The 25,749-nt window shown below is 71.6% G+C and carries 21 protein-coding genes; 9 read left to right on the top strand and 12 right to left on the bottom strand.

Translation table 11 applies throughout. The features are described 5' to 3' along the window. The 3 genes from N1032_RS21615 to N1032_RS21605 all read right to left on the bottom strand — a co-directional run. Positions 1–1,400: SulP family inorganic anion transporter (locus N1032_RS21615; protein WP_310795985.1), on the bottom strand; the 1,400-nt coding region annotated here is incomplete at its 3' end. 9 nt (positions 1,401–1,409) lie between these two features. Then, on the bottom strand, positions 1,410–3,764 hold the full coding sequence (locus tag N1032_RS21610) for an arylsulfatase (RefSeq protein ID WP_259542222.1): 2,355 nt from the start codon (positions 3,762–3,764) through the stop codon (positions 1,410–1,412). After that, positions 3,761–4,150, bottom strand: a complete 390-nt coding sequence (locus tag N1032_RS21605) for an SHOCT domain-containing protein (RefSeq protein WP_259542221.1) — start codon at positions 4,148–4,150, stop codon at positions 3,761–3,763. Before N1032_RS21605 ends, N1032_RS21610 begins: the two co-directional genes overlap by 4 nt. Positions 4,151–4,361: 211 nt before the next feature. Here N1032_RS21605 and N1032_RS21600 point away from each other — a divergent pair, with 211 nt between their 5' ends. From N1032_RS21600 to N1032_RS21585, 4 genes are all read left to right on the top strand, one after another. After that, the gene (locus N1032_RS21600) at positions 4,362–7,040 is read left to right on the top strand and encodes a LuxR C-terminal-related transcriptional regulator (RefSeq protein WP_259542220.1); all 2,679 of its coding nucleotides are present in this window, start codon (positions 4,362–4,364) and stop codon (positions 7,038–7,040) included. A gap of 93 nt (positions 7,041–7,133) precedes the next feature. Beyond that, the gene (locus tag N1032_RS21595; protein WP_259542219.1) at positions 7,134–7,334 is read left to right on the top strand and encodes a hypothetical protein; all 201 of its coding nucleotides are present in this window, start codon (positions 7,134–7,136) and stop codon (positions 7,332–7,334) included. Continuing rightward, positions 7,331–9,052 carry a SulP family inorganic anion transporter gene (locus tag N1032_RS21590; protein WP_259542218.1) on the top strand — a complete coding sequence of 574 codons (1,722 nt, stop codon included), beginning with the start codon at positions 7,331–7,333 and terminating at the stop codon, positions 9,050–9,052. The genes N1032_RS21595 and N1032_RS21590 overlap by 4 nt, the downstream gene beginning before the upstream one ends. A gap of 10 nt (positions 9,053–9,062) precedes the next feature. Continuing rightward, complete coding sequence (locus N1032_RS21585; protein ID WP_259542217.1) at positions 9,063–9,734, top strand: GAP family protein; 672 nt, start codon at positions 9,063–9,065, stop codon at positions 9,732–9,734. Positions 9,735–9,789: 55 nt separating this feature from the next. On the opposite strand, the gene N1032_RS21580 is transcribed toward N1032_RS21585, so the two are convergent. Both N1032_RS21580 and N1032_RS21575 read right to left on the bottom strand, forming a co-directional pair. Beyond that, positions 9,790–11,514 (bottom strand): alpha-keto acid decarboxylase family protein, encoded by a 1,725-nt coding sequence (locus N1032_RS21580; RefSeq protein WP_259542216.1) that lies wholly within the window; start codon positions 11,512–11,514, stop codon positions 9,790–9,792. Between the two features lie 36 nt (positions 11,515–11,550). Continuing rightward, positions 11,551–12,729: a methylenetetrahydrofolate reductase C-terminal domain-containing protein gene (locus N1032_RS21575; protein ID WP_259542215.1), complete on the bottom strand. Its 1,179-nt coding sequence runs from the start codon at positions 12,727–12,729 to the stop codon at positions 11,551–11,553. Positions 12,730–12,790: 61 nt separating this feature from the next. Between N1032_RS21575 and allB the strand changes: the two genes are divergently transcribed. Next, entirely contained in the window at positions 12,791–14,152 is a 1,362-nt protein-coding gene (gene allB / locus N1032_RS21570; RefSeq protein ID WP_259542214.1) for an allantoinase AllB, read from the top strand. A 128-nt stretch (positions 14,153–14,280) separates the two neighbouring features. Then, entirely contained in the window at positions 14,281–15,201 is a 921-nt protein-coding gene (gene pucL, locus N1032_RS21565) for a factor-independent urate hydroxylase (protein ID WP_259542213.1), read from the top strand. A gap of 72 nt (positions 15,202–15,273) precedes the next feature. Here the strand turns inward: pucL and uraH are convergent, their stop codons facing one another. Continuing rightward, on the bottom strand, positions 15,274–15,630 hold the full coding sequence (gene uraH / locus N1032_RS21560; RefSeq protein ID WP_259542212.1) for a hydroxyisourate hydrolase: 357 nt from the start codon (positions 15,628–15,630) through the stop codon (positions 15,274–15,276). A gap of 85 nt (positions 15,631–15,715) precedes the next feature. Continuing rightward, positions 15,716–16,252 (bottom strand): 2-oxo-4-hydroxy-4-carboxy-5-ureidoimidazoline decarboxylase, encoded by a 537-nt coding sequence (gene uraD, locus N1032_RS21555; RefSeq protein WP_259542211.1) that lies wholly within the window; start codon positions 16,250–16,252, stop codon positions 15,716–15,718. A 23-nt stretch (positions 16,253–16,275) separates the two neighbouring features. On the opposite strand from uraD, the gene N1032_RS21545 reads away from it, so the two are divergent. After that, a complete protein-coding gene (locus tag N1032_RS21545; RefSeq protein WP_310795984.1) occupies positions 16,276–17,118 on the top strand; it encodes a nucleotidyltransferase family protein in 843 nt (280 codons plus the stop codon). 152 nt (positions 17,119–17,270) lie between these two features. Then, positions 17,271–17,975, top strand: coding sequence for an NADPH-dependent F420 reductase (locus tag N1032_RS21540; protein ID WP_259542210.1), 705 nt, complete (start codon positions 17,271–17,273; stop codon positions 17,973–17,975). Positions 17,976–17,993: 18 nt separating this feature from the next. Here the strand turns inward: N1032_RS21540 and N1032_RS21535 are convergent, their stop codons facing one another. From N1032_RS21535 to N1032_RS21515, 5 genes are all read right to left on the bottom strand, one after another. Further along, entirely contained in the window at positions 17,994–18,833 is an 840-nt protein-coding gene (locus N1032_RS21535) for a MurR/RpiR family transcriptional regulator (protein ID WP_259542209.1), read from the bottom strand. Between the two features lie 27 nt (positions 18,834–18,860). Beyond that, complete coding sequence (locus tag N1032_RS21530; protein WP_259542208.1) at positions 18,861–20,231, bottom strand: allantoate amidohydrolase; 1,371 nt, start codon at positions 20,229–20,231, stop codon at positions 18,861–18,863. Continuing rightward, a complete protein-coding gene (locus tag N1032_RS21525) occupies positions 20,228–21,412 on the bottom strand; it encodes a pyridoxal-phosphate-dependent aminotransferase family protein (protein ID WP_259542207.1) in 1,185 nt (394 codons plus the stop codon). Before N1032_RS21525 ends, N1032_RS21530 begins: the two co-directional genes overlap by 4 nt. Positions 21,413–21,604: 192 nt before the next feature. Next, positions 21,605–23,389 (bottom strand): AtzH-like domain-containing protein, encoded by a 1,785-nt coding sequence (locus N1032_RS21520; protein WP_259542206.1) that lies wholly within the window; start codon positions 23,387–23,389, stop codon positions 21,605–21,607. Beyond that, positions 23,322–24,515 (bottom strand): acetamidase/formamidase family protein, encoded by a 1,194-nt coding sequence (locus N1032_RS21515; protein WP_259542205.1) that lies wholly within the window; start codon positions 24,513–24,515, stop codon positions 23,322–23,324. The genes N1032_RS21520 and N1032_RS21515 overlap by 68 nt, the downstream gene beginning before the upstream one ends. 192 nt (positions 24,516–24,707) lie before the next feature. Here N1032_RS21515 and N1032_RS21510 point away from each other — a divergent pair, with 192 nt between their 5' ends. Then, positions 24,708–25,397 carry a YoaK family protein gene (locus N1032_RS21510; protein WP_259542204.1) on the top strand — a complete coding sequence of 230 codons (690 nt, stop codon included), beginning with the start codon at positions 24,708–24,710 and terminating at the stop codon, positions 25,395–25,397. Positions 25,398–25,749: the final 352 nt, after the last annotated feature.

Genomic DNA, 25,749 nt, shown 5'->3' with positions numbered 1-25,749 from the left:
CCCGCGCCGGCGCCCGCGGCGCCCGCGCCCGCAGCGGCGGCCGCCGCCAGCACCGCCGACGCGGTGCCCAGCACGTTAGCGGTGTAGAGCGGCGACTCGAGTTTCACGAGCAGCACGCCGGCCGCCGGCGTCGACACCGAGATACGGGGCCGGTTCAGCTCGCGCAGCACCAGCAGCAGCGTCACGACCACCCCCACCGCCACCGCCGGAATCAGCCCGGCCGCCAGCCCCACCACCGCCGTCGCCACCGACAGCCAGAACTCCACCCGGCTCAGCCGCCACAGCCGCACCATGCCCGGCACGTCGATCAGCCCCACCACCGCCACGAACACCATCGCCGCGAGCGTCGCCTGGGGCAGCAGGCTCAGCACGGGGGCGAGCAGCAGCGCCACGAGCACCGCGAGCGCCACCGTCACGAGCGACGCCAGTTGCGAACGCGCGCCCGCCCGCTGGTTCACGGCGCTCTGCGAGAAGCCGCCCGCGGCCGGCAGCGAGTGGAAGAACGCGCCCACGAGGCTGGCGGCACCCGTGGCGAGCAGTTCCTGGTTGCTCGAGATCGGGGCATCCGCCGCCTGCCGGATGCCGCGCGCCACCGACGCCGACTCCAGAAAAGCCATCACGGCGATCGCCAACGCCCCCGGCAGCAGAGCCGGGATGTCGGCGAGCACCGGCAACCCGGGCAGCGGCAGCCCGGTCGGCACCGGATCGATCAGGTCGACCCCCGCCGCCGGCAGCGCGGTGAACCCCGCCAGCAGGATGCCGCCGACCACCACCACGAGCGGCCACGGCACCCGCGACGCCACCCGGCGCCCCACGAACAGCACCAGCAGCGTGCCCACCGAGAACAGCACGGTCGGTAGATTCGCCGACGGCACCGCCGCGATCGTCGCGTTCAGGGTGCGGATGAACCCGTGCCCCGTCACCGCCACGTCGACCCCGAGCAGCTTCGGCACCTGCCCGAGCGCCACCGTCGCCCCGAGACCGACCTTGATGCCGACGAGGGTGGCGTGGTTGATGTTCTCGACCAGCGCGCCGAGCTTCAGCACCCACGCGAGCACGAGCACGACGCCGACGAGCAGCGTGAGCGTCACGAGCGCGCGCGTCGGATCGTCCGACCCCGCCGCCACGCCGGCCGACACGAAGGTCGTGGCGGTGAGGGTGGCGATGGTCGAGGTGGTCGACACGCTCATCGCACGCGATCCGCCGATGGCCGCGTAGACCAGCATGGGCACCATGCAGGTGTAGAGACCGATCTCGACCGGCAGGTTCGCGATGGTCGAGTAGGCCATCGCCTGCGGAATGACGACCGCCCCCGCCGACACCCCCGCGAGCACGTCGGCGCCGATCCAGGCACGCCGATACCCGTGCAGCGTCGGGAACAACCAGCCCGGGGCAGGCACCGACGCCCCCTACTGGTGCCGCAGAGCGGCCTGCAGATGCTCCTCGGGGTCGATGAGATGGCTGTGGTCGTCGAGCCCGAGGTCGACCTCCGCCCAGTCGATCACCCCGGTGAACCGCCCGCCCCACGAGGCGTAGCCCTCGTAGGCCGGCATCCCGGTGTCCTGCCCCGCATCCATGCCCTCGTCGAACGAGAAGTACAACGGATGCGTGTGCTCGACCCGGCCGGAGCCCGCGGCCTCGCCGTCGATGAAGAGCGACACGTCGCCGCCCTTGCCGATGCCGCCGCCGTCGTAGGCGAACTCGACCCGCACCTGGTGCGCCCCGGCCCCGATCGGCCGGTCGGAGAGCACGGTCGTGCGCACGAGCCCGCAGTAGTTGTAGTGATAGCCGAGTTTGCCGCCCTCGGCGAAGAACGACCACCCGCCCGTGCGGCCGCCCTGCGCGACGATCGCCCCCTCGAGCGACCCGTCGGCCGGCACCGTGATCTGGGCCGTGACCGAATACGACCGGTTCTTCACGTTGAGCGTCACGTTCTCGCCCAGCCGGATCATGCCCGGGTAGAGCTTGAGCGTCGTGCCGGTGACGAGGGTGGGGCGCCCGGCGAGCACCGGATTCATGCGCTCGGCCGCCCGGTCGTCGATGGGGAACACGTTGTGCCTGGTCGCCTCGATCAGGAACATCTGCTGCAGCTCGGCGAGCTTCTCGGGCTGCGACGCCGCCAGGTTGTTCGACTGCGTCCAGTCGGTGGTGGTGTCGTAGAGCTCCCACACGTCGGCCGAGAAGTCGGGCGCCTTCGACACCACGTCCCACGGGGTGCGGTGCTTCGTCTGCGCCGTCCAGCCGTTGTGATAGATGCCGCGGTTGCCCATGAGCTCGAAGTACTGCGTGGTGTGGCGGTCGGCGGCATCCGGAGCGTTGAAGCTGTAGGCCATCGACACGCCGTGCATCGGAATCTGGGTGACCCCGTTGACCGTGTGCGGCTCGGCCAGGCGCGCCACGTCGAGCACGGTGGGCGCGATGTCGATGACGTGGTGCCACTGGTTGCGCACCTCGCCCGAGGCCTCGATCTGCGACGGCCAGTGCACGATGGTGCCGTTGCGCGTGCCGCCGTAGTGCGAGGCGACCTGCTTCGTCCACTGATACGGCGTGCACATGGCGTGCGCCCAGGCCACCGAGTAGTGGTTGTAGGCCACGGGGCCCCCGACCTTGTCGAGGTGCTCGTTCCAGAACTCGACCGTCTCGAACTCGGCGCCGCCGTTCGACGCCGTCGTCAGCATGTAGGCGCCGTTGATGCCGCCCTCGGCCGAGGCGCCGTTGTCGCCGATGATGTAGTAGACGAGCGTGTCGTCGAGGATGCCCTGCTCCTCGAGCGAGTCGATCACCCGGCCGGTGTGGAAGTCGGCGTATTCGAGGAACGCCGCATAGACCTCCATCTGGTGGGCGAGGATCGGCTTCTGCTCGTCGGGCACGTCGTTCCACGCCGGCAGGCCCTCGGGGCGCGCGGTGAGCTGCGAGTCGGGCGCGATGACGCCGAGCTCGATCTGGCGGGCGAAGGTCTGCTCGCGCTGGGCGTCCCAGCCGTGGTCGAACGCGCCCTTGTACTTCGCGATCCAGTCTTTCGGCACGTGGTGCGGCGCGTGCGTGGCGCCGGGCGCGAAGTAGATGAAGAACGGCTTGTCGGGGGTGAGGCTCTTCTGCTGACGGATGTAGTCGATCGCCTTGTCGGCGAGGTCGGGCATCAGGTGGTAGTCGGGGTCGGTGGGCGGTTCGACGGCGGTCACCCCGTCGACGAGCGCGGGCGTCCACTGGTTGGTCTCGCCGCCGATGAAGCCGTAGAACCGCTCGAACCCCGAGAACGCGGGCCAGTGGTCGAACGGCCCGGTGGGCCCCGTCTCCCACACGGGCACCTCGTGGCACTTGCCGAACTGGGCGGTGTTGTAGCCGTTCTGCCGCAGGATCTCGGGCAGCGGCACCGCCGAGTTGGGTCGGGTCGACCGATATCCGGGCGACGGCGTGGCGGTCTCGGTGATGTGCCCCATGCCGACGGCGTGATGGTTGCGGCCCGAGAGCAGCGCGGCCCGGGTGGGCGAGCACAGGGCCGTGGTGTGGAACCGGGTGTAGCGCAGCCCGGCATCCGCCAGTCGCTCCGCGGTGGGGGTGCGCACCGGGCCGCCGAACGCGCTCGAGGCGCCGAACCCCACGTCGTCGAGCAGGATGACGAGCACGTTGGGTGCGCTGGCGGGCGGCCGTTTCGCCACGATCGGCGGGAACTCCTCCTCCGACTTCTTCGCGTCGAAGACGACGGGGCCCTGGTAGTCGCGGTCGGGGATCGGCAGGATCGACCCGGGCAGATCGCCGGTCATGCCTGGTGCGCCAAGGCCTTCGCCTTCAGCAGGTTGTATTCGTCTTGCGTGATGGTTCCGGCATCCAGCAGGCCCTTCGCCTTCGCGATCTCGTCGGACGGCGACGAGCCGGCCACGGTGCGGATGTAGTCGTCGGCCGCGGTCTGCGCCTGCTTGACCTCTTTGTTCTGGCGCTCCGCCATGCCCTGGCCGCGGGCGATGAGGTAGACGAGCGCGGTGAGGAAGGGCACGAAGATCAAGAAGATGATCCAGATCGCTTTCGCCCAGCCGGCGAGCTTGTGGTCGCGGAACAGGTCGCCGATGATGGCGAACAACGCGAACAGGTAGGCGATGAACGCGAAGCTCCAGAAGAAGAACCACACGACGCCCCAGAAGTCACTCCACATCGCACTACCGCCATTCTCAGTCGTTGATTCCCGGTCGTTCGAACGCGCAGTGATGCGCTTCGTTCATTGATACGCGAGCGGCCACGCGACATCCCACACCCGAAACGGGTGATCTTCCCCGGGCCCGGGCGCTCCGCTAGTCTGGCGCTGACGACCCGATGGATGCCGAACGTCTGCGGGCGCTCGGCGCGACGAGGGGAACGAGGTCGCGATGAACACGAGCGCAGCACCCGTCCGAACGGCGGTGCCGCAGCAGGGGCCGGTGAGCCCGGATGCCGCCACCGGAGCCGATCGTCTGCCCACGACCGCGGCGCGGCAGATCACCCGCGACCGGTTCGACGGGCACATCGACGGGCTGCTCGACGGGCCCACCCGGGTGGTGGCGGTGTGGGGGTCGGCGGGCTCCGGCAAGACCACGCTGCTGGCCGACTGGACGCGCCGGGCCCGGGATGCCGGCCGGCTCGCCGTGTGGATCCGCGGCACCGAGCTCGACGCGCGACTCGACTTCGCCGACCTCTCGGCACGATTCCCGATCGGGGCGGCCGACGCGATCGTCTTCCTCGACGACGCCCACCTCGTGCGGGCGCAGAGCCGCGCCGCGCTCGACGAGCTCGCCGAATCGGTGCCCGCCAACATCCGGATCGTGCTGGCCGGCCGCTACGACCCGTCGACGCGGCACACGCACCTGCAGGCCCTCGGGCGCCTGGTCGAGATCCGCGACGCCGAGCTCGCCTTCACACCCGACGAGGTGCTGCAGCTCGCCACGGAACACGAGCTGCCGATCGACGACGACGAGGCCAGCACGCTCGTGCAGCGCACGGGCGGCTGGGCGACGGGCATCGCGCTTGCCATGCCGTGGCTGGCGGGGCATCCGTCGGTCGGCGACGCCGTGCGGCACTTCGACGGCGACAACCGCGCCGTGGCCGACTACCTCGTGACCGAGATCGTCGAGGGCCTGCCCGAGAGCGACCGCGCGGTGTTGATGGCGGCGGCCGTGGCGCCGACGGTGCCGACCGAGCTCGCGGTGCGGCTCACCGGCCGCGCCGACGCCGGAGCCGTGCTCGAACGGCTGGCCGGCCGCAACACCCTGCTCTCGCGGCCCGAGGCCGACGAGGGTTTCGGCTACCACCCCATCCTGCTGGCGTTCATGGAGGCCGAGGCCCGCCGCCGCGACTACCCCGAGACCACCGAGCGGCACATCCGGGCGGCCGAGTGGTTCGCCGCCCGGGGTGACGGCGAGAATGCGCTCGCCCAAGCCGTCGCGTCGCGGTCGGCCGACGCGGTGCGCGAGCAGCTCGACCGTTTCGGCCTCGAACTCGTGCTGACGGGCGACAGCGTCTCGGGCACCGCCGCCCTGCGGGCGAGGATCTCGGCCGACTCCGTCGCCTCGGCCGTGCTGCGCCTGCTGCTCGATTCGCCGTCGCACGAGTGGTCGGCGGTGGCGCGGCGACTCGTCGAGACGGCCGAGAGGTGCCTCGCCGACGACGCCACGCGCGCCGTCTCGGGCGCGGGCACGTCGACCGGCACTGGCATCGGTTTCAGCACAGGCACAGGCCCAGGCACCGGTGTCGGCACCGGAGCCGCCGCCGCCAGCCCCACCCCCACCGGCACCGAGCGCTGGTCGGCCGTTCTCGACATCGTGCGCGCCCTTCGCGCCCCGACGCCCGACGACGCCCGGGCGGCGCTCGTCGCGATGCACGCGCCCGCGGTGACGGCACTGCGCTGGCGCGACGTGGCGGTCGACCTGCTCGGCACCACCGCCGAGGCCTGGTGCGCGCTGCAGACGGGCCGGACGGATGACGGGCGGCGCTTGCTGGCGACGGTGCTCGAGTCGGCCGACGCCCTCGATTACCGCTGGCTCGCGCTGCTGGTGGCCGATCTCTCGGTCGACCCGGCGGCCGCGTCGGGCGACTGGAGGGCGGTTCGAGGCTTCGAAGACCGGTTGCAGGTGCAGAGCGGCTGGCAGATCGACGTGATCGACCGGCCGAGTGCCCGCGCACGGCTCGCCACCGCGCTCCGGCGTTACGAGCGCTGCGACGAGGTGCCCGTCGGGGCGCTGCGGCGCCTCGCGAGCGCCGACGGAGCGGATGCCGGAATCGTCGTTCCGGCCACGGTGCTCACGCTGCTCGCGGCGCTCGACGCCGACGAAACTCCCCGCGCGACCCTCACCGAGCTCACCGCTCTGCTCGAGCGATGCGGGCGCGCCTTTCCGCGGTCGGTGGCCGCGGCCTGCCTGCCCATCTTCTCGGCGACGCGCGCGATGCTCGGCGAGGCCGAGACACCCGGCATCGGGCACCTGGTCGAGACGACGCTCGGCGCCGACACCCTCGAATGCGAGCTGCTCGCCTTCGCGTCGGCTCCGGATGCCCGTGCCCACGGCGAGCGCGAGGCCCGACTGCTCGAGGCGGTCGGCGACGGCTGCCGCGCCGTGCGCGCCGGCACGGTGGTCGCGGCCTGGATCGCGTTGGCGCGGTTCGCCGAGAAGACCGGTCGCGAGGTCGAGGCCGACACCCGCATCGCCAAGGCGCTCGCCCTCGCCGGCGAGCTCGAGGTGGAGCGGCCGTTCCTCTCCTTCGGCGGCGTCGGCCTGCGCATGGTGACGGCCCGGGCGGGGCGGCTGGGGCTGCTCGACGACGTGGCCCGCCGGGTCGCGGCCCGGGTCTCGCCGGTGCTCTGCCAGGCGACGGTGCTCGAGGTGGCGACGCTGACGCCCCGGGAGCTCGATCTGCTGCGCGAGTTGCCGGTGCACCAGACCGTCGCCGAGATCGCGCGGCGCCACAGCGTGAGCGCCAACACGGTGAAGACCCATCTGCGTAGCATCTACCAGAAGCTCGGCGCGGCCGATCGCGGCAGCGCCGTCGAGATCGCCCACCGCATGGGACTGATCTGAGGGGCAGCTTCACCCGGGTGGGGTGAGGCGCAGGCGGGCGCGGCAGAAGATCATGGTGCCATCAACCGCTCCACCCCGACGGGAGGCCCGCTCGTGAAGCGCTACGAGATCCGCCTTCCGTATGCGCTCTCCGACACCCTGGCGGCGGCGTTCCCCGAGATGGACGCGGTGCCGCTCGGGCCGAAGACCACGATCCTAGTCGGCGAGTTGCGCGACCAGTCCGAACTCCACGGCATGATCGCGCGCCTCAGCGAACTGGGGCTCGAGATCACCGAAGTGCGGCAGGATGCATGACGGGTCGTCAGCCGCTCCGCATCCCCCGCATCCTGCCCGGCCTCACCCCGCGCAACGCGGCGCGCGAGACCCTCGCCGGGGTCACCCTGCTCGCCATCGCGGTGCCGCTCAACATCGGGTACGCCCAGATCGCCGGGCTGCCCCCGACGGCGGGCCTCTACGCCCTCATCGTGCCGGCCATCGTCTATGCCCTCATCGTGTCGTCGCGTCAGTTGGTGGCGTCTCCGGATGCCGCGGCGGCGGCCCTGGTGGCCTCGTCTCTCGGCGGACTCGCCGTGGCCGGCAGCCAGGACTACCTGGTGCTCGCCTTCGCCCAGGCGATCATCGCCGGAGTCATCTTCGTGCTCTGCGCGGTGTTCAAGCTCGGGTTCCTCGCGAGCTTCCTGTCGAAACCCATCCTGGTGGGCTTCGTCGGCGGCCTGGCCCTCGACATCCTGGTGAGCCAGATCGCGAAGATGCTCGGCGTGAAGATCGACTCCGGTGGCGAATTCGTCGACAAGGTGGCCGGGGTGGTCACCGGCATCCCGACCGCCAACCTCTGGTCGATTGTCATCGCGGCCGGCTCGGTCGTGGTGCTGGTCGTGGGCCGGCGCATCGCCCGGGTGGTGCCGTGGGCCCTCGTGGTGCTGATCGTCTCGACAGTGGTCGTGGTGGCGACCGGGCTCGAGGCGTTCGGCGTATCGGTGCTCGGCACGGTGGAGGCCGGGCCGCCCACCCTCACCTGGCCCGTGATCGACTGGGTCACCTGGTTGCAGCTCGTGCCGTCGGCCATCGCCCTGGCGCTCGTGACCATGGCCGAGGGGCTGCTCGTGGCCCGCAGCTACGGCGAGAAGCGCGGCTACCCCACGAGCCCCAACCGCGACCTGCTCGCCTTCGGCGCCGGAAACATCGCCGCCGGCGCGACGGGCGGGTTCACCGTGGGGTCGTCGACGTCGCGCACGGCCGCCATGGACCAGGCGGGCTCCCGCACCCAGCTGCCCTCGCTCGTGGCCGCGGTCGGCACCCTCGCGCTCGTGCTCTTCGGCACGGCGCTGCTCGAGCACATCCCGTCGCCGGCGATCGGCGCGATCGTGGCCATCGCCATCCTGCCGCTGCTCGGCGTGCGCGACTTCATCGCCCTCTGGCGGCAGGACCGGTTCGAGTTCGCGGTCGGCGCCGTGTGCTTCCTCGGCGCGCTGCTGCTCGGGCCGATCGCCGGCATCGTGCTGGCCTTCGTGCTCGCCCTGATCAACCTGGCCAAGCGGGCCGCGAACCCCGCCGTCGACATCCTGAGCGACGACGACACCCCCGGCGACTCGGTGCTCCCCGACGCCGGTCGGGCGCCGACCAGCGCGTCGGGGGTCGTGGTGGTGCGCTTCGCGGCGCCGCTCTTCTTCGCCAACGCCACCGTGTTCGAAGAGGCCATCCGTAAGGCCGCGGGCAGCCGGCCGCCCGCGAGCGAGCCGGAGGTCGGCCCCCCGGCCACCCCAGCGGACGCACCCGCGCCCGCCCCGGTGCGCGACCTCGTGCTCGACCTCGAGGCCGTCACCGACATCGACGTGACCGGGGCCGAGAGCTTCCACTCCACGCGCGACTGGCTCACCACCCACGGCGTGGCGTTGCACTACTCGCGCTTGCGCCCCGATCTGCGTGCGAAACTCGCGCACTACGACCTGCTCGACGGGGTCGACGTCTACGCCACCAACCGCGACGCGGTCGCGGCCCTCACCAGCAGATAAGGACCGACCCATGGGCTCAGCAATCGGCGAGATCCTCCCCCTCGCGCTCGGGGTGGCCATCAGCCCCATCCCGATCATCGCCGCCATCCTCATGCTGCTCTCGCCGAAGGCCATCGGCACGAGCGTCGGGTTCCTGGTGGGCTGGGTGCTCGGCATCGTCGTGGCCGTGGTGGTGTTCACCCTGCTCTCCTCGCTCATCCCGGCGAGCGATCCGGATGCCGCCAAGCCCGTCGCCGGGGTCATCAAGATCGTGCTCGGGCTCGCCCTGCTGTTCCTCGCCCTGCGCCAGTGGCGGGGGCGCCCCGCCGCCGGGGCGCCCGCCGCGCTGCCGAAGTGGATGAGCGCGATCGACAGCATGACGGCCGTGCGCGGACTGCTGCTCGGGTTCGTGCTCTCGGCCGTGAACCCCAAGAACCTGCTGATGGGCGTGGCGGCGGGCGTGGCGATCGGTGCGAGCGGCCTCGACACGGGCGGGGTGATCGTAGTGACCGTCGTCTTCGTGGTGATCGCGGCGAGCTCGGTCGCGGTGCCCGTGGTCGCCTACCTCGTGGCCGGGGCCCGCCTGCAGACGCCGCTCGAACGACTGCGCGGCTGGCTCGAGCACAACAACGCCACCGTCATGAGCATCCTGCTGCTCGTCATCGGCGTCGTCGTCATCGGCAAGGGCCTCGCCAGCTTCTGACCCGCGCCCGCGCGCCCGCGCCGAACGCCCGCGCCGCCCGCGCCGGAGGCCCGCCTCAGGCGCCGGCGCTGGCGTGCGCCGCGGCCGCCGCGATCGCGTCGGTCAGCACCGTGAGCAGGCGGGGCGAGTCGAGCTCGGGCAGCACCACCTCGATCAGCACCGCCTTGTTCTCGGAGGCGTGCGCCACGGCGAGCGCCTCGACGAGCTCCTCCTGGGTGCGCGCCGACGCGGTCACCACCAAGTCGCGGGCGCCGAAGGCGGCGGGCACGAGGGTCCAGTCCCAGGGCGTGATGTCTTGATAGACCGCGTGCGGGCTCTGGATCTTGCGCTCCACCGTGTAACCGTCGTTGTTGAGCAAGAAGATCACCGGCGTGTGCCCGCGGTGCAGCACGGTCGCGAGCTCCTGGATGGTGAGCTGCGCCGCCCCGTCGCCCACGAACAGCACCGAACGCTTCTGCGGCGACGCGATGCTCGCGCCGAGCGTGGCCGGGATGGTGTAGCCGATGGCCGACCACACCGGCTGGCCGAGCAGGTCGGACTCGTCGGGCAGCACGAGGTCGAGGGCGCCGTAGAACGAGGTTCCGGCGTCGGCGATCACCGTCGTGCCCGGCCGCAGCCAGCCCTGGATCGCCGCCCAGAAATAGGCGTGGTCGAGAGCGACGCCGGGTTCGGGGGTGGCCGCGACCGCGACATCCGGATGCCCGACGGGCGTGACCGAGGCACGCCCGGTGCGACCCAGAACGGCGTGCAGGGCGCGCAGGGAGTCTTCGAGTCGAACGCCGTAGAACGTGGTGTCGGCGATGCGCGCGGTGGTGAGGCCGAGCTCGACGGCGGCGTCTTCGTCGAACTTCTGAGTGAAGAACCCGGTGAGGAAGTCGCTCATGACGGTGCCGGCCAGCACGAGCACGGGGGCGCTGTCGACCGCGTCGCGGGCGGCGTCGACCCGGGTGAAGGCGCCCATGTAGGTGCCGAGACTCGCGGGGTGCGACTCGTCGAGGATGGCCTTCGCCATGTTCTGCGAGGCGAGGTAGACGCCGTCGTGATCGGCGATCTGCCGCACCACCGGTTCGAGGCTCTTGCGGTGCACCTGCGGGCCGACGAGCATCGTCACCCGCTCGTGCTGCGCCACCACGGCCGCGAGGGCCTCGGTGAAGCGCTCGAGTTCGCCGCGGTCGCTCGACGCGGCGACGAGCGGCGTGCGCAGGTTGGCCGCGTGCACGGGGGCGATCGCGACATCCGCCGGAATGCCGAGGTAGACCGGCTTCGACTCGCTGATCGCCGTCATCAGCGCGGCGTCGATGTCGCGGGTGGCGGTCTGCAGTCGCACGATGGTGGCCGAGGCGGTCACCTCGCGGTAGGCCCGGAAGAAGTGGTCGTAGTCGCCGTCGACGAGGGTGTGGTGCAGGTGCAGGCCGTTCGCGCGGGCGGAGGTCGATGGCATGCCGGTGATCTGCACGACGGGCACGTCTTCGCTGAAGCTGCCGGCCACGCCGTTGATGGCCGAGAGCTCGCCCACCCCGAAGGTGGTGACGAGGGCGCCGATGCCGCGGCGGATGCGGGCGTAGCCGTCGGCGGCGTAGGCGGCGTTCAGCTCGTTGGTGGAGCCGACCCAGTGAAAGCCGTCGACGGTCACCATCTGGTCGAGCAGGGCGAGGTTGAAGTCGCCCGGCAGGCCGAACACGTGGTCGGCGCCGAGCTGCACGAGGCGGGTCGCGAGGTATTGACCGACTGTGACGGTCGTGGGGGTGGATGGGGTTCCGGATTGTGTCTGGTCACTCATCAGGCCAGCTTGCCATCACCGCATGACGATCTCGTTTCAGCGCAGGCCGAGTCTCTCGGCCACGATGCCCATCGCGTCGGCGAACTCCACCTCTCGGCCGTCGGATGCCCCGCCCGACAGGTTGACGCCGGCAACCCCCTCCACGGCGAGCAGGGCTTCGCAGAGCTCGGTCACGGCATCGAGGCCCTCGCGGTAGGGGTCGGCGGCGTCGAGGATGCGCTCGAGAAAACCCTCGGGCAGCACGAGCGTGGTGAACGTCTTGAGCAGGCCCGCGCTGCCGCGGTCGATCACCATCGGCACACACGGGATGAACGCGGGGGCGATGCCGAGCTCGTGCGTGGCCCGGATGAAGCGGCGCACCGGTTCGGTGCCGCCCGCGTGGTTGACGAAGCACACGTCGGCCCCGGCCAGCACCTTCTCGTGCAGGCGCGCGGCTCGTCTCTCGACCGGCGGCGTGAGCGGCGACTCCCCCACCGACACGAGGTGCCCGGCCTGGCGTGCGAGCGCGGCCACCTGGGTGGAGTCGAGATCGAACACCGGCAGGGCGTCCTGCCGGCTGCCGGTGGCGGTGTGGTCGCCGGTCACGCTGTGCACCGCGGCCACGCCGACGTCGGCGAGGCCGGCGAGTTCGCCCTCGATGGCGACGCGGTTGCGGTCGCGGCAGTTGATGCCGGCCCACACCATCACGCCCTGCTGCTGGATGAGGTGGGCGCGGTAGGTGGGCGAGAACTGCACCCGGGAACGCCCGGAGTCGCCCGCGAGCGTCGCATCCACGCGGCCGGCGAGCGCCGCGGCGCACTCGGCGAGCGAGGCGCGGTCGACCGACCGGCCCGGAAAGTCGGCGACGACGATCGGACGGGTGGCGAGCAGGGCGCGCATCGCCGCGGCCCCGGCGTGCGGCTCGACGGGGAACTCGTGCGCGTCAGCGAGGCGGTGCACCTCGACCCGAACGACGGGGTCGGATGCCGCGGCCGCGGTGGCGGCATCCGCGACGGTCACCGGGCTCGCGGTGGCGCTCTCGGCTGCGCTCTCGGCTGTGTCGCCTTCGGCGACCGGGGCATGCGGCGTGATGCCGTGCCAGAGCACGGTCGGCGAGTCGAGGAACACGCACCGGAAGTCGCCCACCTCGCAGGTGCCGTCGAACTCGACGCCGCCGCACGGGCCGTACTCCATGTGCTTCGGGCACGCGATGCGCTGCCGGGCGGTGACGACCATGCGCTCATGCTAGTTGCGGCGCGCGATTAGGGTGGAATGACCCCACAAGCGAGGAGCTTCGATGACCCAGCCCTACGACCTCGTGATCCGTGCCGGTTCCGTCTTCACCGAGGGAACGTGGCGGCCGGCGAGCATCGCGGTGCGCGACGGCGTGATCGCGGCGATCGCGGATGCCGACGAGGAGGTTCCCGCGCACGTCGTCGTGACGCTGCCCGAGGGCCAGGTGCTCATGCCCGGCGTCGTCGACTCGCACGTGCACGTCAACGAACCGGGCCGCACCGAGTGGGAGGGCTTCACGACGGCCACGCGCGCGGCGGCGGCCGGCGGGATCACGACGATCGTCGACATGCCCCTCAACAGCATCCCGCCGACCACCACCGTCCAGGGCCTGGCGGTCAAGCGCGACGCGGCGGCGCCGCAGGCGAGCGTCGACGTGGGGTTCTGGGGCGGGGCCATCCCGTCGAGTCTCGGAGCCCTCGAGCCGCTCTGGAACGAGGGCGTGTTCGGGTTCAAGGCCTTTTTGTCGCCCTCGGGCGTCGACGAGTTCCCGCACCTCTCGAGCGCGCAGCTGCTCGAGGCGTTGCACGAGATCGCGGGCTTCGGCGGTCTGCTGATCGTGCACGCCGAAGACCCCGACGTGCTCGACCGCTCGCAGAACGACGGTGGTGCCGACTACCTCGCCTTCGTGGCGTCGCGCCCCGACCTCGCCGAGGAAGACGCCATCGCCCACGTCATCGACGGGGTGCGGGCCACCGGTGCCCGCGCGCACATCCTGCACCTCTCGAGCGCCCGCGCTCTCGACCGCATCCGCCGCGCGAAGGCGGAGGGGCTGCCGATCACGGTCGAGACCTGCCCGCACTACCTGAGCTTCGCCGCCGAGCACATCCCCGATGGCGCCACCCAGTTCAAGTGCTGCCCGCCGATCCGCGACGAGGGCAACCGCGACCTGCTCTGGCAGGCGCTCGTCGACGGCACGATCGATCTCGTCGCCTCCGACCACTCCCCCTCCACCGCGGCCCTGAAGTTCGCCGGCGACGGAGACTTCCAGCAGGCCTGGGGCGGCATCTCGGGCCTGCAGCTGAGCCTGCCCGCCGTGTGGACCGCGGCGCGCGAGCGCGGCATCCCGCTCGACCGGGTGATCGGCTGGATGAGCGAGAACACCGCCGCTCTCGTTGGCCTCACCGGCGTCAAGGGATCGATCGCCGTGGGCGCCGACGCCGACCTCGTGGCGTTCGCACCCGACGAGTCGTTCGCCGTGCACGCCGACGACCTCGAGCACAAGAACAAGGTCAGCGCGTTCGACGGGCGCACCCTGCACGGCGTGGTGCACACCACGTGGCTGCGGGGCGAGGTCGTGCACGTGCTCGGCGACGACGAGGCCCGCCAGCCGGCCGGGCACTTGCTCGTGCGTTCCAGCAGCTGAGCCGCCACGTAAATTGATCGTAAATTCCGGTCGGGTGCGGGCGCATCCGCCGGTCGGCCATAGGCGACGGCCCCAGACTGGGAGGGCGCGGTTCCGCGAACCCTCGCCGCGCAGTGAGTAGGAACAGAATGTCGATCGTCCTCGGCCCGCACCAGTACGGCAAAGCAGAGAACCGCATCGTGCGCATCTACCGCGACAGCCCGCGTCACGAGATCCACGACGTGAACGTGTCGACCGCGTTGCGCGGCGCCTTCGACGCGGCGCACCTCACCGGCGACCAGGCCGCGGTGCTGCCGACCGACACCCAGAAGCAGACCGCCTACTCCTATGCGAAAGAGAAGGGGCTGACCTCGATCGAGACCTACGGGCTCGAGCTGGCCTGCCACTTCGTCGACGACGTCGCGCCGGTCTCGGGCGCGAGGATCGAGATCGAGGAGTATGCCTGGGAGCGCGCGGTCGTCGACGGCGCCGAGCACGACTTCACGTTCGTGCGCAAGGGCCAGGAGGTGCGCACCGCCGCCATCACGGTCGAGGGCGAGCGCGACGATCAGCGCTCGTGGGTGATCGGCGGGTTCAAAGACCTCGTGCTGCTGAAGACCACGGGGTCGGAGTTCCACGGCTTCCTCGAAGACGACTACACCGTGCTGCAGCCCACGACCGATCGCATCATGGCCACCTCGCTCGTGGCCCAGTGGCGCTTCTTCGAGCCCGAGGGCGGCTGGGCCTCGATCGACTGGGAGGCCACCTACTCGGGCATCAAGGCCACGATGACCGCCGTCTTCGCGAACCTGCACTCGTTCGCGCTGCAGCAGACCCTCTACGAGATGGGCAAGGCCGTGCTCGAGGCCTACCCCTTCCTCGCCGAGATCCGCATGTCGGCGCCGAACAAGCACCACTTCCTCTACGACCTCTCGCCCTTCGGCGTCACCAACGACAACGAGGTCTTCAACGCCGACGACCGCCCCTACGGCCTCATCCAGGCCTCGGTGCTGCGCGACGACGCCCCGGATGCCGGCCCCGCCTGGACGGTCGCGGGCGGCTTCGCCTGAGCCGGGGGCCTGCCTCTTCTGCTTCGTCAGCGGCGACGCGTCAGCGGCCTGTTCTGCGGCGGCCGCCCCGCGTCAGCTGCCGCGGTAGGTGGAGTAGGCGAACGGGCTGAGCAGCAGCGGCACGTGGTAGTGCGCCGCCGCATCGCCGAGCTCGAAGATGATCTGCACCTCGGGGTAGAAGGCTTTGACCTCCTGCTCGGCGAAGTACACCGCCGTGTCGAAGCTCACGCGGTAGCGTCCGGTGGGCAGCGCGACCGGCCCCAGGTCGTTCGCGCGCCCGTCGGCGTCGGTCTCGGTCGAGCCGATCATCACCCAGTTGCCCGAGTCGTCGTGCTCGAGGATCACCGGCACTCCCCCGGCCGGCAACCCGATCGTCGAGTCGAGCACGTGGGTCGTGACGTGGCTTCGTTCGGGTGCAGCGGCGTTCATGGTGCTCCGTTCGTCGATCGTCGGCCAGGGGGTGTGGTGATTCGGGGGTCGGGCGGGCTGGAGTCGAGCGGATGCCGCGGCGCGGCTACCCGGCGGGAAACAGCTGCGCGAGCCGCAGCATCGTGATGTCGTGGAGTTCGGAGGCCACCTGGGCGGCTTCGGTAGCGTCATCGAGGCCGAGCCGGCGCTCGAGTTCGGCGAGGATCTCGGCGCGCGAGCGGCCGGCGGCACGGATCAGGAAGACGCGGTCGAAGCGCTCCTCGTACCGCGCGTTGCCGGAAGCGATGGCGGCGGCCAGGTCTTCGTCGGAGGCATCCGCCGTCGACTGCTCGGCACGGCTGAACCGCTGTGACTGCCCGTCGCCGGCGGCTCGCTCACCGATGCGGGGGTGGTGCGCCAGCGCGGCGTCGACTTCGGCCGGGGTGAGGGAGGCGGCGACCCGGTCGGCCACCGCCAGCAGCTCGGCGTTCGACCCGAACGGGGCGGCCGCGGCCACCTCGTCGACGAAACGGTCGACACCGAGGCACGAGCGCAGGGCGTCGCGCAGCTCGGCGGTGTCGCGAGCGTCAGCGTCGCCGTCGGATTCGCGTCGCTCGGCGTCTGCCGGCAGAGGATTCGCCATGCGATCCAGCTTACGATGAGCGCATGATCGAAGGGGCACCGCGCACGGTGGGCATCCTGCTCGCGGCGGGCGCCGGCACCCGCATGGGCCTGCCGAAAGCGCTGGTGGTGGGCGCCGACGGCGAGCCGTGGCTGGCACGCGGGGTGCGGATGCTCCGCGAGGGCGGCTGCGACGACGTCGTCGTCGTGCTGGGCGCCGCCGCCGCCCGTGCCCGCTCGCTGCTCGCGGCCTCCCCCCGCGGTCGCGCAAACGGTCCCATACCCCCCGCCCCCGAGCACTTTCCGCGACCGCGCGTCGCCGACACGAGCGCCCACCGTGATCGCGGTCGCGCAAACGGTCCCATACCCGCCGATCCCGAGCACTTTGCGCGACCGCGCGTGGACGAGACGGAACTCGAAGGTACTCGCGGTCGCGCAAACGGTCGAGGATCCAGCGATTTCGAGCACTTTGCGCGACCGCGGGTCGACGAGACGGGGGTCGACGAGACGGGGAGCGACGAGCACCTCGGTGTCGTCGAGGCCGTGGACTGGGGCGAGGGGATCGGGGCGTCGCTGCGAGCGGGACTCGTGGAGGCGCGGGCTCGGGGCGCGAGCGTGGCCGTCGTCACGCTGGTCGATCTGCCCGAGCTCGATGCCCGCGCGATCGCTCGCGTGCGCGAGGGCGCCTCGAGCACCACCCTGCGTCAGGCGGTCTACGGCGGCCGGCCCGGGCATCCGGTGGTCATCGGGTCGGGACACTTCAACGAACTCGTCTCCGAACTTCGCGGCGACGTGGGCGCCCGGCCCTACCTGGTCGCCCACGGCGTCGAACCGGTCGACTGCACCGACCTCGGCGGTGGCGACGACGTCGACTCCCCCGAGCGTTGACGCGAGCATCCGCACCGCCACACGCCCGCCCCACACCGGCAGCGGAATCTGCACCCGCGCCTGCGACCCGCACCTGCGGCCACACTGAGCATCCGCCACGACTGTGCCGCACGGGAGAAGACCACGGAGCCGCATCGGGATTGACTGAGAGCATGACAGCAACCGGACTCTCCACCATCGGATTCATCGGCGCCGGACACATCGGCGGCCAACTCGCCCGCCTCGCCGTGGCGCACGGTTACACCGTGGTGATCAGCAACTCTCGGGGCCCCGAGACCCTCACCGACCTCGTGGCCGAGCTCGGCCCCCAGGCCACCGCCGCCACGCCCGAGCAGGCGGCGGCGGCGGGTGACCTCGTAGTCGTCACGATTCCGCTCAAGAACTATCTCGATGTTCCGTCCGCACCGCTCGCGGGCAAGATCGTGATCGACACCGACAACTACTACTGGGAGCGCGACGGCCGAATCGCCGCGCTCGACGACGAGGCGACGACGGTGTCCGAACTGCTGCAGGCCCACCTTCCCGGCGCCCGGGTCGTGAAGTCCTTCAACAACATCATGGCCGGCGACCTCACCACGACGGGCACACCCACCGGCACCCCCGGCCGTCGCGCCCTGCCGATCGCGGGCGACGACGCCGACGCGAAAGCCGTGGTCACCACCTTGCTCGACGAGTTCGGTTTCGACGCGGTCGATGCCGGCCCGCTCGCCGAGGGCTGGCGCTTCCAGCGCGACACGCCCGCCTACGTCACCCGCATGACCGCGCCCGAGGCCCGCGAGAAGCTCGCCGCGGCGAAGCGCTACTCCGAGATGTCGGCGGGCGCAATCGCGGATGCCGAGGCTCAGCACGAGGGCTGACCGGCATCCGCCGCGCGGTCAGATCTCGAGCTCGCCGAGCTCCTCGTAGAGACCGTTGATCGCGGCGATGCGCGTGCGCGACTCGCGAGGGCGCGCGGCGAGCGCGTTGCTCGCCAGCACGTTGACGAGGCTCATCGCGCTCGCGTAGCTGTCGAGCGGTGACACGCTGTCGATCGGGCACTCGATCCATACCGCCGCGAACTCGGCGTAGCGCCGCGCCGAGGCGTCGCCCACCAGGATGATCGGCACCCCGCGCGCCGCGATGCCCGCGACCAGCCGCGCGAGCCCGGCCGGCCGGCGACGGAACCCGAACACCACGGCCGCGTCCCGCGCATCCCGCTCGGCGAACTCCTCGGCGATGGTCTGCCCGGGCTGCGGCGCCAGGTGCACGCCCGGCCGGCCCTGCGCCAGCTGCTCCCGCAGGTGCAGCGCGAGCGCGTAGCTGTTGCGGAGCCCCACCACCGTCACACTCCGGCTGCGCACGAGCAACGAGGTCGCCTGCTCGAGCCGCTCCGGCCCGAGGCCGTCGAGGCACCGGCGCAGATTCTCGACCTCGCGCACGAGGTGCGCCGACAGATCAGCGGATGCCCCGGGCGGGGTTCCTCCGACCGGCACGCCCGACGACCGAAGCGACCGGGCGTGCTCGCGCACCTCCTGGGCGTTCTCGAAGCCCAGCCGCCGGAACAGCCTCGACACCGTCGCCTTCGACACCCCGCTGCGTTGCGCCAGCTCGGTGCCCGAGTAGATGGCGAGGTCGCCCAGGTGATCGAGGATGAAGTCGGCGGCCCGCTGCTCCTGCGGCGAGAGCTCGCCGTAGGAGCGGTCGATCCGCTGCCCGATGTTCAACGTCGTCGCCATCGTCGTGCCACCCGCAGGCCGCGGCCCTCAGGCCCCGGCCGCCCGTTCGGTCCCGTGCTGGGCGCTCTCATGCTGGTCGCTCTCGTGCTGGTCCGGCTCGTGCTGGTCGGCGAGCGCCAGCACCGCCGCCTCGAAGGCATCGAGGGTCTTGGCGACATCCTGCACCGTCACGTGCTCGGCGGGGTTGTGGCTCACGCCCCCCTCACAGCGCACGAACAGCATGCCGATCTCGGTGATCTCGGCCACCGCCATCGCGTCGTGCCCGGCCTTCGAGAACAGCGACATCGGCCGCTGGTCGCCGGTGGAACGGATGCCGTCGCCGATCACCCCGCGCAACCGCGCACTGCACACCGCGGCCGGAGCCGAGTGCGTCTCGACGCTCTCCCAGCGCAGCCGCCGCTGCCGGCAGATGTCGGAGAGCGTGGTCTGGATGACCGTCCAGACGCGGTCGCGTTCGCTGTCGTACTCCCCGCGCAGATCGAGGCTGAACTCGACCTTTCCCGGAATGACGTTGACCGCGTCGGGGAACACCTCGAGGTGCCCGACGGTGGCGATCAGCTGCGCGGATCGCGCGATGCGCTCGATGGCCACGATCGCCTCGGCGGCTCCGGCGAGCGCGTCGCGGCGCCGCTCGTAGGGGGTGCCCGAGTGCCCGGCGCGCCCGGTGACGGTGATCAGGAAGCGGCGGGCGCCGGCGATCGACGACACGACTCCGAGCGCCTTGTTCTCGTCTTCGAGATAAGGACCCTGCTCGATGTGCGCCTCGAGGTAGCCGATCAGCTCGTCGGGCCTGCGCGCGGCGTCGCCGATCCTGCTCGGGTCGAGTCCCCAGGCGGTGAAGGCGTCGCGAAGGCTCACGCCGTCTTCGCCGTGCAGGTTCCACCAGTCGTCGTCCCAGGTGCCGGCGAGTGCACGGCTGCCGAGCAGGGCGCGGCCGAACCGCGTGCCCTCCTCGTCGGCGAAGGCGACCACCTCGAGGGCGAACGGCAGTGCACGACCCGATCGGTGGATGCGCTCGACCACGGCGATCGCGCTCAGCACCCCGAGGATGCCGTCGTAGCGCCCGGCCGAGGGCACGGTGTCGAGGTGGCTGCCGAGCAGCAGTGCCGGAAGCCCCGGCACCGCACCCTCGAGCCGCCCGCACTGATTGCCCGCGGCATCCTGCCATGTGGTCATACCCGCCTGCTGCATCCACGCGGCCGCGATCGCGTTGACCTCGGCGTGCTCCTTCGAGAGGTAGACGCGCTGGATGAGGCCGTCGGGCAGCGACGAGTGGGTGGCCAGTTCGTCGCAGCGCCGCATGATCTCGGTCGCGCCGGCGGGGTCGGTGCCGCTGGGGCGCGCGCTCGCCCGCGAGGCCTCAGCCGCTCCCGGCGCCCGGGTGGAGTCGTCGGTCATCGCGCATCCTCGTAGACGTCGTAGGCAGCCCCCACACCGCCGCCCGCGGTCACGACCGCGCCCTGGCGGCGCAGCACCTGCTCGAGCGACGCCAGTGTGGTGAGCACCGCGTCGGTGCGGGCGTTGTAGCCCATGGTGCCGATGCGCCAGACCTTGCCGTGCAGTGGCCCGAAGCTCGTGCCGATCTCGATGCCGAAGTCGCCGAGCAGCTCGCCCCTCACGGCGTCGCCGTTCACGCCGTCGGGGATGACGACGGCCACGACGTTGTTCATCTTCACCGAGAGGTCGCCGAAGGTCGCGAGCCCGAGTCCCTGCACGCCGGCCAGCATCGCGGCTCCGTGCAGGCGGTGGCGTTCGACCGCGGCGGTGATGCCCTCGTCGACCAGCAGGCGCGCGCACTCCCGCGCGCCGTAGAGCATCGACGTGGCCTCGGTGTGGTGGTTGAGGCGCTTCTCGCCCCAGTAGTCGAAGATCATGGCGAGATCGAAGTAGTTCGACCGGATGCGCGTGGCGTGGATCTCGTCGGCACTGCCCGCGATGCCCGCCTCGATGCTCTTGCGCGAATCGATCACCTCGACGGCCCTGGGCGAGAAGGTGGCGGGCGCCGATCCGGATGGCCCGCCCAGACATTTCTGCAGACCCGCGGTCACGGCGTCGAGCCCGAGGGCGTCGGCCGCGAAGGTGTTGCCGCCGAGCGACGCGGTCACGTCGGTGTAGAACAGCACGCCGTGCTTCTCGCACAGCTCGCCGAGCCCCTCGAGCGGTTGCGCGACGGTGGTCGACGTGTCGCCGTGCACGACGGCGAGCAGCTTCGGCTTCGTGGCGAGAATCGCCCGCTCGATCTCGGCCTCGGTGAACACCGTGCCCCACTCGCGCTCGATCACGTGCACCTCGGCGCCGACGCGTTCCGCGATCTCGCGCAGCAGGTGGCCGAATCGGCCGAAGATCGGCACGAGCACCCGGTCGCCCGGTGCGACGAGCGACACGATCGCGGCCTCGATGCCGGCGCGCGAGGTGCCGTCGATGAGCAGGGTCTGCTCGTTCGCGGTCTGGAACACCTCGCGGTAGAGCTCCATGGTCTCGTTCATGTAGGCCGTCATCGCGGGATCGTATTGCCCCACCAGCTGCGCCGACATCGCCCTGAGCACCCGGGGGTCGGCGTTGATCGGGCCAGGGCCCATCAGAAGACGCGGTGGCGGGTTGATCGGCTGGGCGATGATGGCGGGCTCCTCGGAACGAAAGCACTGCGGAACGACAGCACTGCGGAACGAAAACGCTGTTTCTTGTGGGCAAGTCTACGAAACGAACGTTTCAGCGGTGTTTCGCGCGCACGACCAGATCGGCGGGTGGCGGTGGCCGCACGCGGCCGCCGGTCAGGCGCTGAGCCGCTCCGCGACGGATGCCGCCAGGTCGAGCACCTCGACGTCGGCCCCCCGTGGCCCCACGAAGCACAGCCCCACCGGCGCGCTCCCGCCGGGCGCCGGAACCCGCAGCAGCGGAGCGGAGACCGCGGGGTACCCGCCGACGCCCGCCACCGCCGTCATGCGCAGGGTCGCCGCGCGCACCTGCGCGATCTCGTCGGGTGCGGCATCGAGCGCCGGGGCCGACGACGACGCCGACGGCAGCAGCAGGATGCGCCCGTCGAGTTCGCGGTCGAACCGCTCGCGGTGCTCGGCCAGCACGGCGCGCGCGTCGGTCTCCTGTTCGGCGGTGACCTGCGCCGCTACCGCGAAGCGCTCGGCGATGTCGTCGCCGAGAACGCCCGGGTGGCGCGTGATCCAGGGGCCGTGCACCCGCCAGGCCTCCGCGCCCTGCACCGCGCGGAATGCCGCGAACACCGCGTCGAGATCGCCGAGCTCGATCTGCTCGACCGCGCCGAAGACGGGCTCCGAGAGCAGTTCGTCGAACGCGGCCTGCACATCGGCGGCACAGCTCGACACGAGATCGCGCGACACGACGAACCGCGCGGGGGCCGCGGCATCCGTTGGCGCCGTCGCGCCCGTCGCCGCCTTCGTGCCCGCGTCGCCCGTCGCACCCGTTGCCGGGGCCTGATCGGCGGCGGCCACCCCCGCGACCAGTGCCGCTCCCGCCGCCTCGAAGGTGGCCACCGCGGCCGCGCGCAGCGTCGCGGCCGAGCGCGCCAGCCAGCCCACGGTGTCGAACGAGGGGGCGAGCGGCAGCAGCCCACGAGCGCTCACGGCGCCGTGCGAGGTGCGGATGCCCCACAGCCCCTGATACGACGCCGGCACCCGGATCGACCCGGCGGTGTCGGTGGCGAGGCCGAAGGTGGCCTGCCCGAGAGACACGGCGGTGGCGGGTCCGCTCGACGATCCGCCCGGGATGGCCCCGGGCACCGCGGGGTTCGGCGGTGTTCCGTAGTGCACGTTGCGGCCGGCGATGCTGTAGGCGAACTCGTCGGTCTGCGCGATGCCCTGCACCGCCGCGCCTGACGCGCGCAGCGCCCCGACGGCATCGGCGTCGTCACGGGCGGGCGCCGCCCCCGCGAGAAAGGCCGGGATGCCGGCGCCCACGGCGAACCCGGCCACGTCGAAGAGGTCTTTCACGGCAACGGTCATGCCGTCGAGGGGGCGCGCGCCGGTGCGCCCGCCCGCCCCGCGCCGCGCCTTCGGCACGGGCAGCGCCGGCACGAGCGGAGCGCCCGCCACCCGCCACACGCTGCCGTTCACCGCCGGAGCGGCACCCGTCACATGGGCGGCCGCGATCACCCAGCCCGCGGCATCCGCTCGCCAGAGTTGGGTCTGCAGGCCCGATCCGCCCTTGGCGAAGGCGCTCACCGAGACGACGAGCACGGATGCCGGGTCGATCACGCGAAGGTGCAGCTCGACGATCGTGCGCGGCGGCACCCCTCCGCGCAGTCCGCGGAAGGCGCTGATGCGGTCGTGGCCCACGAGGAGCGCCGAGGCGTCGCCGCGCAGAGTCGTGGGGCCGGGAGCGAAGTAGCGGTCGAGCGCGTCGAGGTCGTTGGCCATCAGGGCGGCCTCGTAGCCGCGGAACGCCTCGAGCAACGCGGTGAGCCGCGCCGGAGGCAGAGCGCCCTCGATGGTGGTGACGCCGGTGGGCGCCGCGTGCCTAGCCACCGTGAGCCCCGGCTCCGCGGCCGCCGGTGCCGTGCGCTCCGGCCCCGTGCGCCCCGCCATCGTGACCGCCTGCCCCGTGCCCCCCGACGCCCTGCACTCCGACCCCGGCGAAATCGGCGACCCGCACCCGCGCGTGCACACCCTTCACGATGTCGACCACCTGCGAGATGTTGAAGTCCGTCGCGGCGCTCAGGTAGGCGTAGGCGAGGGCGCGATCCATGCCGTAGCGCGCCTCGAGCAGGGCGAGCGCCGCCCGCACGCAGTTCTGCACGGCGACATCCAGGTCGACGTCCATGCCCGTCGGCACGAGGAACTCGCTGGTCTCGGCCATCGGCCCCACCAGCTCGCCGAACTGCGCGCGCGCCTCACTCTGGTCGACCAGGTCGAAGCGGATGGTCACCCGCAGCGAGGCCTCCATCGCGGTGAGCGCCACCTCGCCGTCGCCCTGGGCGAAATGCGGATCGCCCACGTAGGCCAGCGCCCCCGGCACCTGCACGGGCAGGTAGAGCGACGAGCCGGTCGTGAGCAGGTTGATGTCGATGTTGCCGCCGTGCGGTCCGGGTGGCACCGAGTTGGGCCGCTCGTCGCCCGCGACGGCCACACCCATGATGCCGAGGAACGGGGCGAGCGGGAACCGCACCGACCGTTCGCCGCCGGGAGTGACCGGCAGAGTGCCGAAGCTCGCGCCGGAGAGGGTGTTCTGCAGTTCGGCGAAGATGCTGACGTCGGCGTCGCCGGCGGGCAGCTCGCCCACCAGTGCGCCCTTGCCGTGGCGGTTCGAGATGACGCCGTAGGGCACGCGCGGGGTCGTCTCGAGCACGGTCATCTTGAGCAGGTCGCCCGGGCGTGCGCCCCTCACCGCGATCGGGCCGGTGATCACGTGCGGACCGTCGGCCTTGGAACGCGGGTAATCGGATGCCGCGAGCGCCACGGCGTCGTCGAGCACGAAGTCGCGCGTCACCCCGTGTGCGGCGAAGAACGCCGCCGGGTCACGGCCCTGGTCTTCGAGCACGCCCTCGTGGCTGATGGTGTCGATCGTCACGTCGGTGCCGGGGTCGATCTCGAGCACGGCCCGATCGGTCGCGCACGGCAGCCGGCCCCAGAGCACGTTGTCGCGGCTGGCCGCGAGGTATTCGGTCGCCCGGATCGTTCCCGAGCCGGGCTGCAATGCTGACAACATCGACATTCGCCATCCATCCTCATACTGCGTCCGCAGGTCATGTCCGACGCGAAAACACACCTGAGGCTATCGCCCGTTTGCACCTCGGCCGACCCACCCAGTACGGTTTCAACTCATTGTTAGCACGGCCGAAACCGGTGTTTACACACGCGAAACGTGCATCCGACTGCCACATCAGACTCACCGACGGGATCGACCGTGCTCAAGAAACTCCGCGCCAATCGAGACAATCTGCACCTGGCCCTGATGCTCGCCCTGACCTTCTCGACCGGCATCGTCGACGCCGTCGGCTACCTCGGACTCGACAAGGTGTTCGCCGGCAACATGACCGGCAACGTCGTCATCCTCGGCATGGCCCTCGCCGGAGCCGACGACCTGCCGTGGGTGGGCCCGCTGCTCGCGCTCTTCGCCTTCATGGGCGGCGCGGTGGTGGGCGGCCGGGTGCTGCGGCCGGTGAAGGCGGGCTGGACGACCCGCACCACGTCGACCTTCCTCGTGGTCGGCCTCGTGATGGCCGGACTCGCCATCGCCCTGTTCATCATGAACGGCAAGCCGCCGCAGCCCTGGGAGCTCGTCGTCACCGTGCTGCTCGCCGCCGCCATGGGCCTTCAGGCGGCCACCGCCCGGCACATCGCCGTCAAAGACGTGACCACGGTCGTCGTCACCTCCACCATCACCGGATTCGCCGCCGACTCCCGCCTCGCCGGCGGCAAGGGCCAGCCCTGGTTCCGTCGCGCTGCCGCCATCGTGCTGATCGCGGCCGGTGCCGGCGTCGGCGCCCTGCTGCTCATGCTCCACATCGGGTGGGGCGTGGCGGCGGCCGCCCTCGTGACCCTGGTCGCGGCCCTGATCGGGCACGTGGCGGCGCACGTGAAGCACGGGGTCTAGCGGGCTGTTGCCTGCCCCGAACCCCACTCGAGAAGTCACCGCCCGTTGCACATACGCCCCCCAAGCCACGAAGAGTGACTTCTCGTGGGGCTCGCGGGCCGACGTTCCACGCCGCAAACCATTGCTCCTCCCCCGAAAAGTCAAGAAACGCTACAACTAGGGCTACCTAGCAACGAAAAGTGACTTCTCGCGGGAGTGGGGGGCGGGGGGCCGGGGGCGGGGCCGGCAGGGTGGAGGCACCGGGCGCGCAGGCCGCGGGCCGCGCTCGACGACCCAAGCTGAGTGCGTGGCCGCGCCAGCGACCGCGCGCTCAGGTGTCGCGGCGCGCCGCAGCGGCGGCGGCGCGCCCCGG

Source organism: Herbiconiux daphne, from assembly GCF_024979295.1.
Lineage (GTDB): Bacteria > Actinomycetota > Actinomycetes > Actinomycetales > Microbacteriaceae > Herbiconiux > Herbiconiux daphnes.
The sequence above is the reverse complement of the archived record's forward strand: the minus strand, read 5'-3'. Positions and strand labels throughout refer to the sequence as shown.

Bases quoted from the DNA above. Each gene is read 5' to 3' on its own strand.
- N1032_RS21585 (WP_259542217.1), top strand. From the start codon at position 9,063: ATGGGCTCAGCAATCGGCGAGATCCTCCCCCTCGCGCTCGGGGTGGCC.
- N1032_RS21535 (WP_259542209.1), bottom strand. From the start codon at position 18,833: ATGGCGACGACGTTGAACATCGGGCAGCGGATCGACCGCTCCTACGGC.
- N1032_RS21540 (WP_259542210.1), top strand. From the start codon at position 17,271: ATGACAGCAACCGGACTCTCCACCATCGGATTCATCGGCGCCGGACAC.
- N1032_RS21520 (WP_259542206.1), bottom strand. From the start codon at position 23,389: ATGGCGGGGCGCACGGGGCCGGAGCGCACGGCACCGGCGGCCGCGGAG.
- N1032_RS21515 (WP_259542205.1), bottom strand. From the start codon at position 24,515: ATGTCGATGTTGTCAGCATTGCAGCCCGGCTCGGGAACGATCCGGGCG.
- N1032_RS21525 (WP_259542207.1), bottom strand. From the start codon at position 21,412: ATGGGCCCTGGCCCGATCAACGCCGACCCCCGGGTGCTCAGGGCGATG.
- N1032_RS21580 (WP_259542216.1), bottom strand. From the start codon at position 11,514: ATGAGTGACCAGACACAATCCGGAACCCCATCCACCCCCACGACCGTC.
- N1032_RS21545 (WP_310795984.1), top strand. From the start codon at position 16,276: ATGATCGAAGGGGCACCGCGCACGGTGGGCATCCTGCTCGCGGCGGGC.
- uraD (WP_259542211.1), bottom strand. From the start codon at position 16,252: ATGGCGAATCCTCTGCCGGCAGACGCCGAGCGACGCGAATCCGACGGC.
- pucL (WP_259542213.1), top strand. From the start codon at position 14,281: ATGTCGATCGTCCTCGGCCCGCACCAGTACGGCAAAGCAGAGAACCGC.
- N1032_RS21575 (WP_259542215.1), bottom strand. From the start codon at position 12,729: ATGGTCGTCACCGCCCGGCAGCGCATCGCGTGCCCGAAGCACATGGAG.
- uraH (WP_259542212.1), bottom strand. From the start codon at position 15,630: ATGAACGCCGCTGCACCCGAACGAAGCCACGTCACGACCCACGTGCTC.
- N1032_RS21605 (WP_259542221.1), bottom strand. From the start codon at position 4,150: ATGTGGAGTGACTTCTGGGGCGTCGTGTGGTTCTTCTTCTGGAGCTTC.
- N1032_RS21590 (WP_259542218.1), top strand. From the start codon at position 7,331: ATGACGGGTCGTCAGCCGCTCCGCATCCCCCGCATCCTGCCCGGCCTC.
- N1032_RS21530 (WP_259542208.1), bottom strand. From the start codon at position 20,231: ATGACCGACGACTCCACCCGGGCGCCGGGAGCGGCTGAGGCCTCGCGG.
- N1032_RS21610 (WP_259542222.1), bottom strand. From the start codon at position 3,764: ATGACCGGCGATCTGCCCGGGTCGATCCTGCCGATCCCCGACCGCGAC.
- allB (WP_259542214.1), top strand. From the start codon at position 12,791: ATGACCCAGCCCTACGACCTCGTGATCCGTGCCGGTTCCGTCTTCACC.
- N1032_RS21600 (WP_259542220.1), top strand. From the start codon at position 4,362: ATGAACACGAGCGCAGCACCCGTCCGAACGGCGGTGCCGCAGCAGGGG.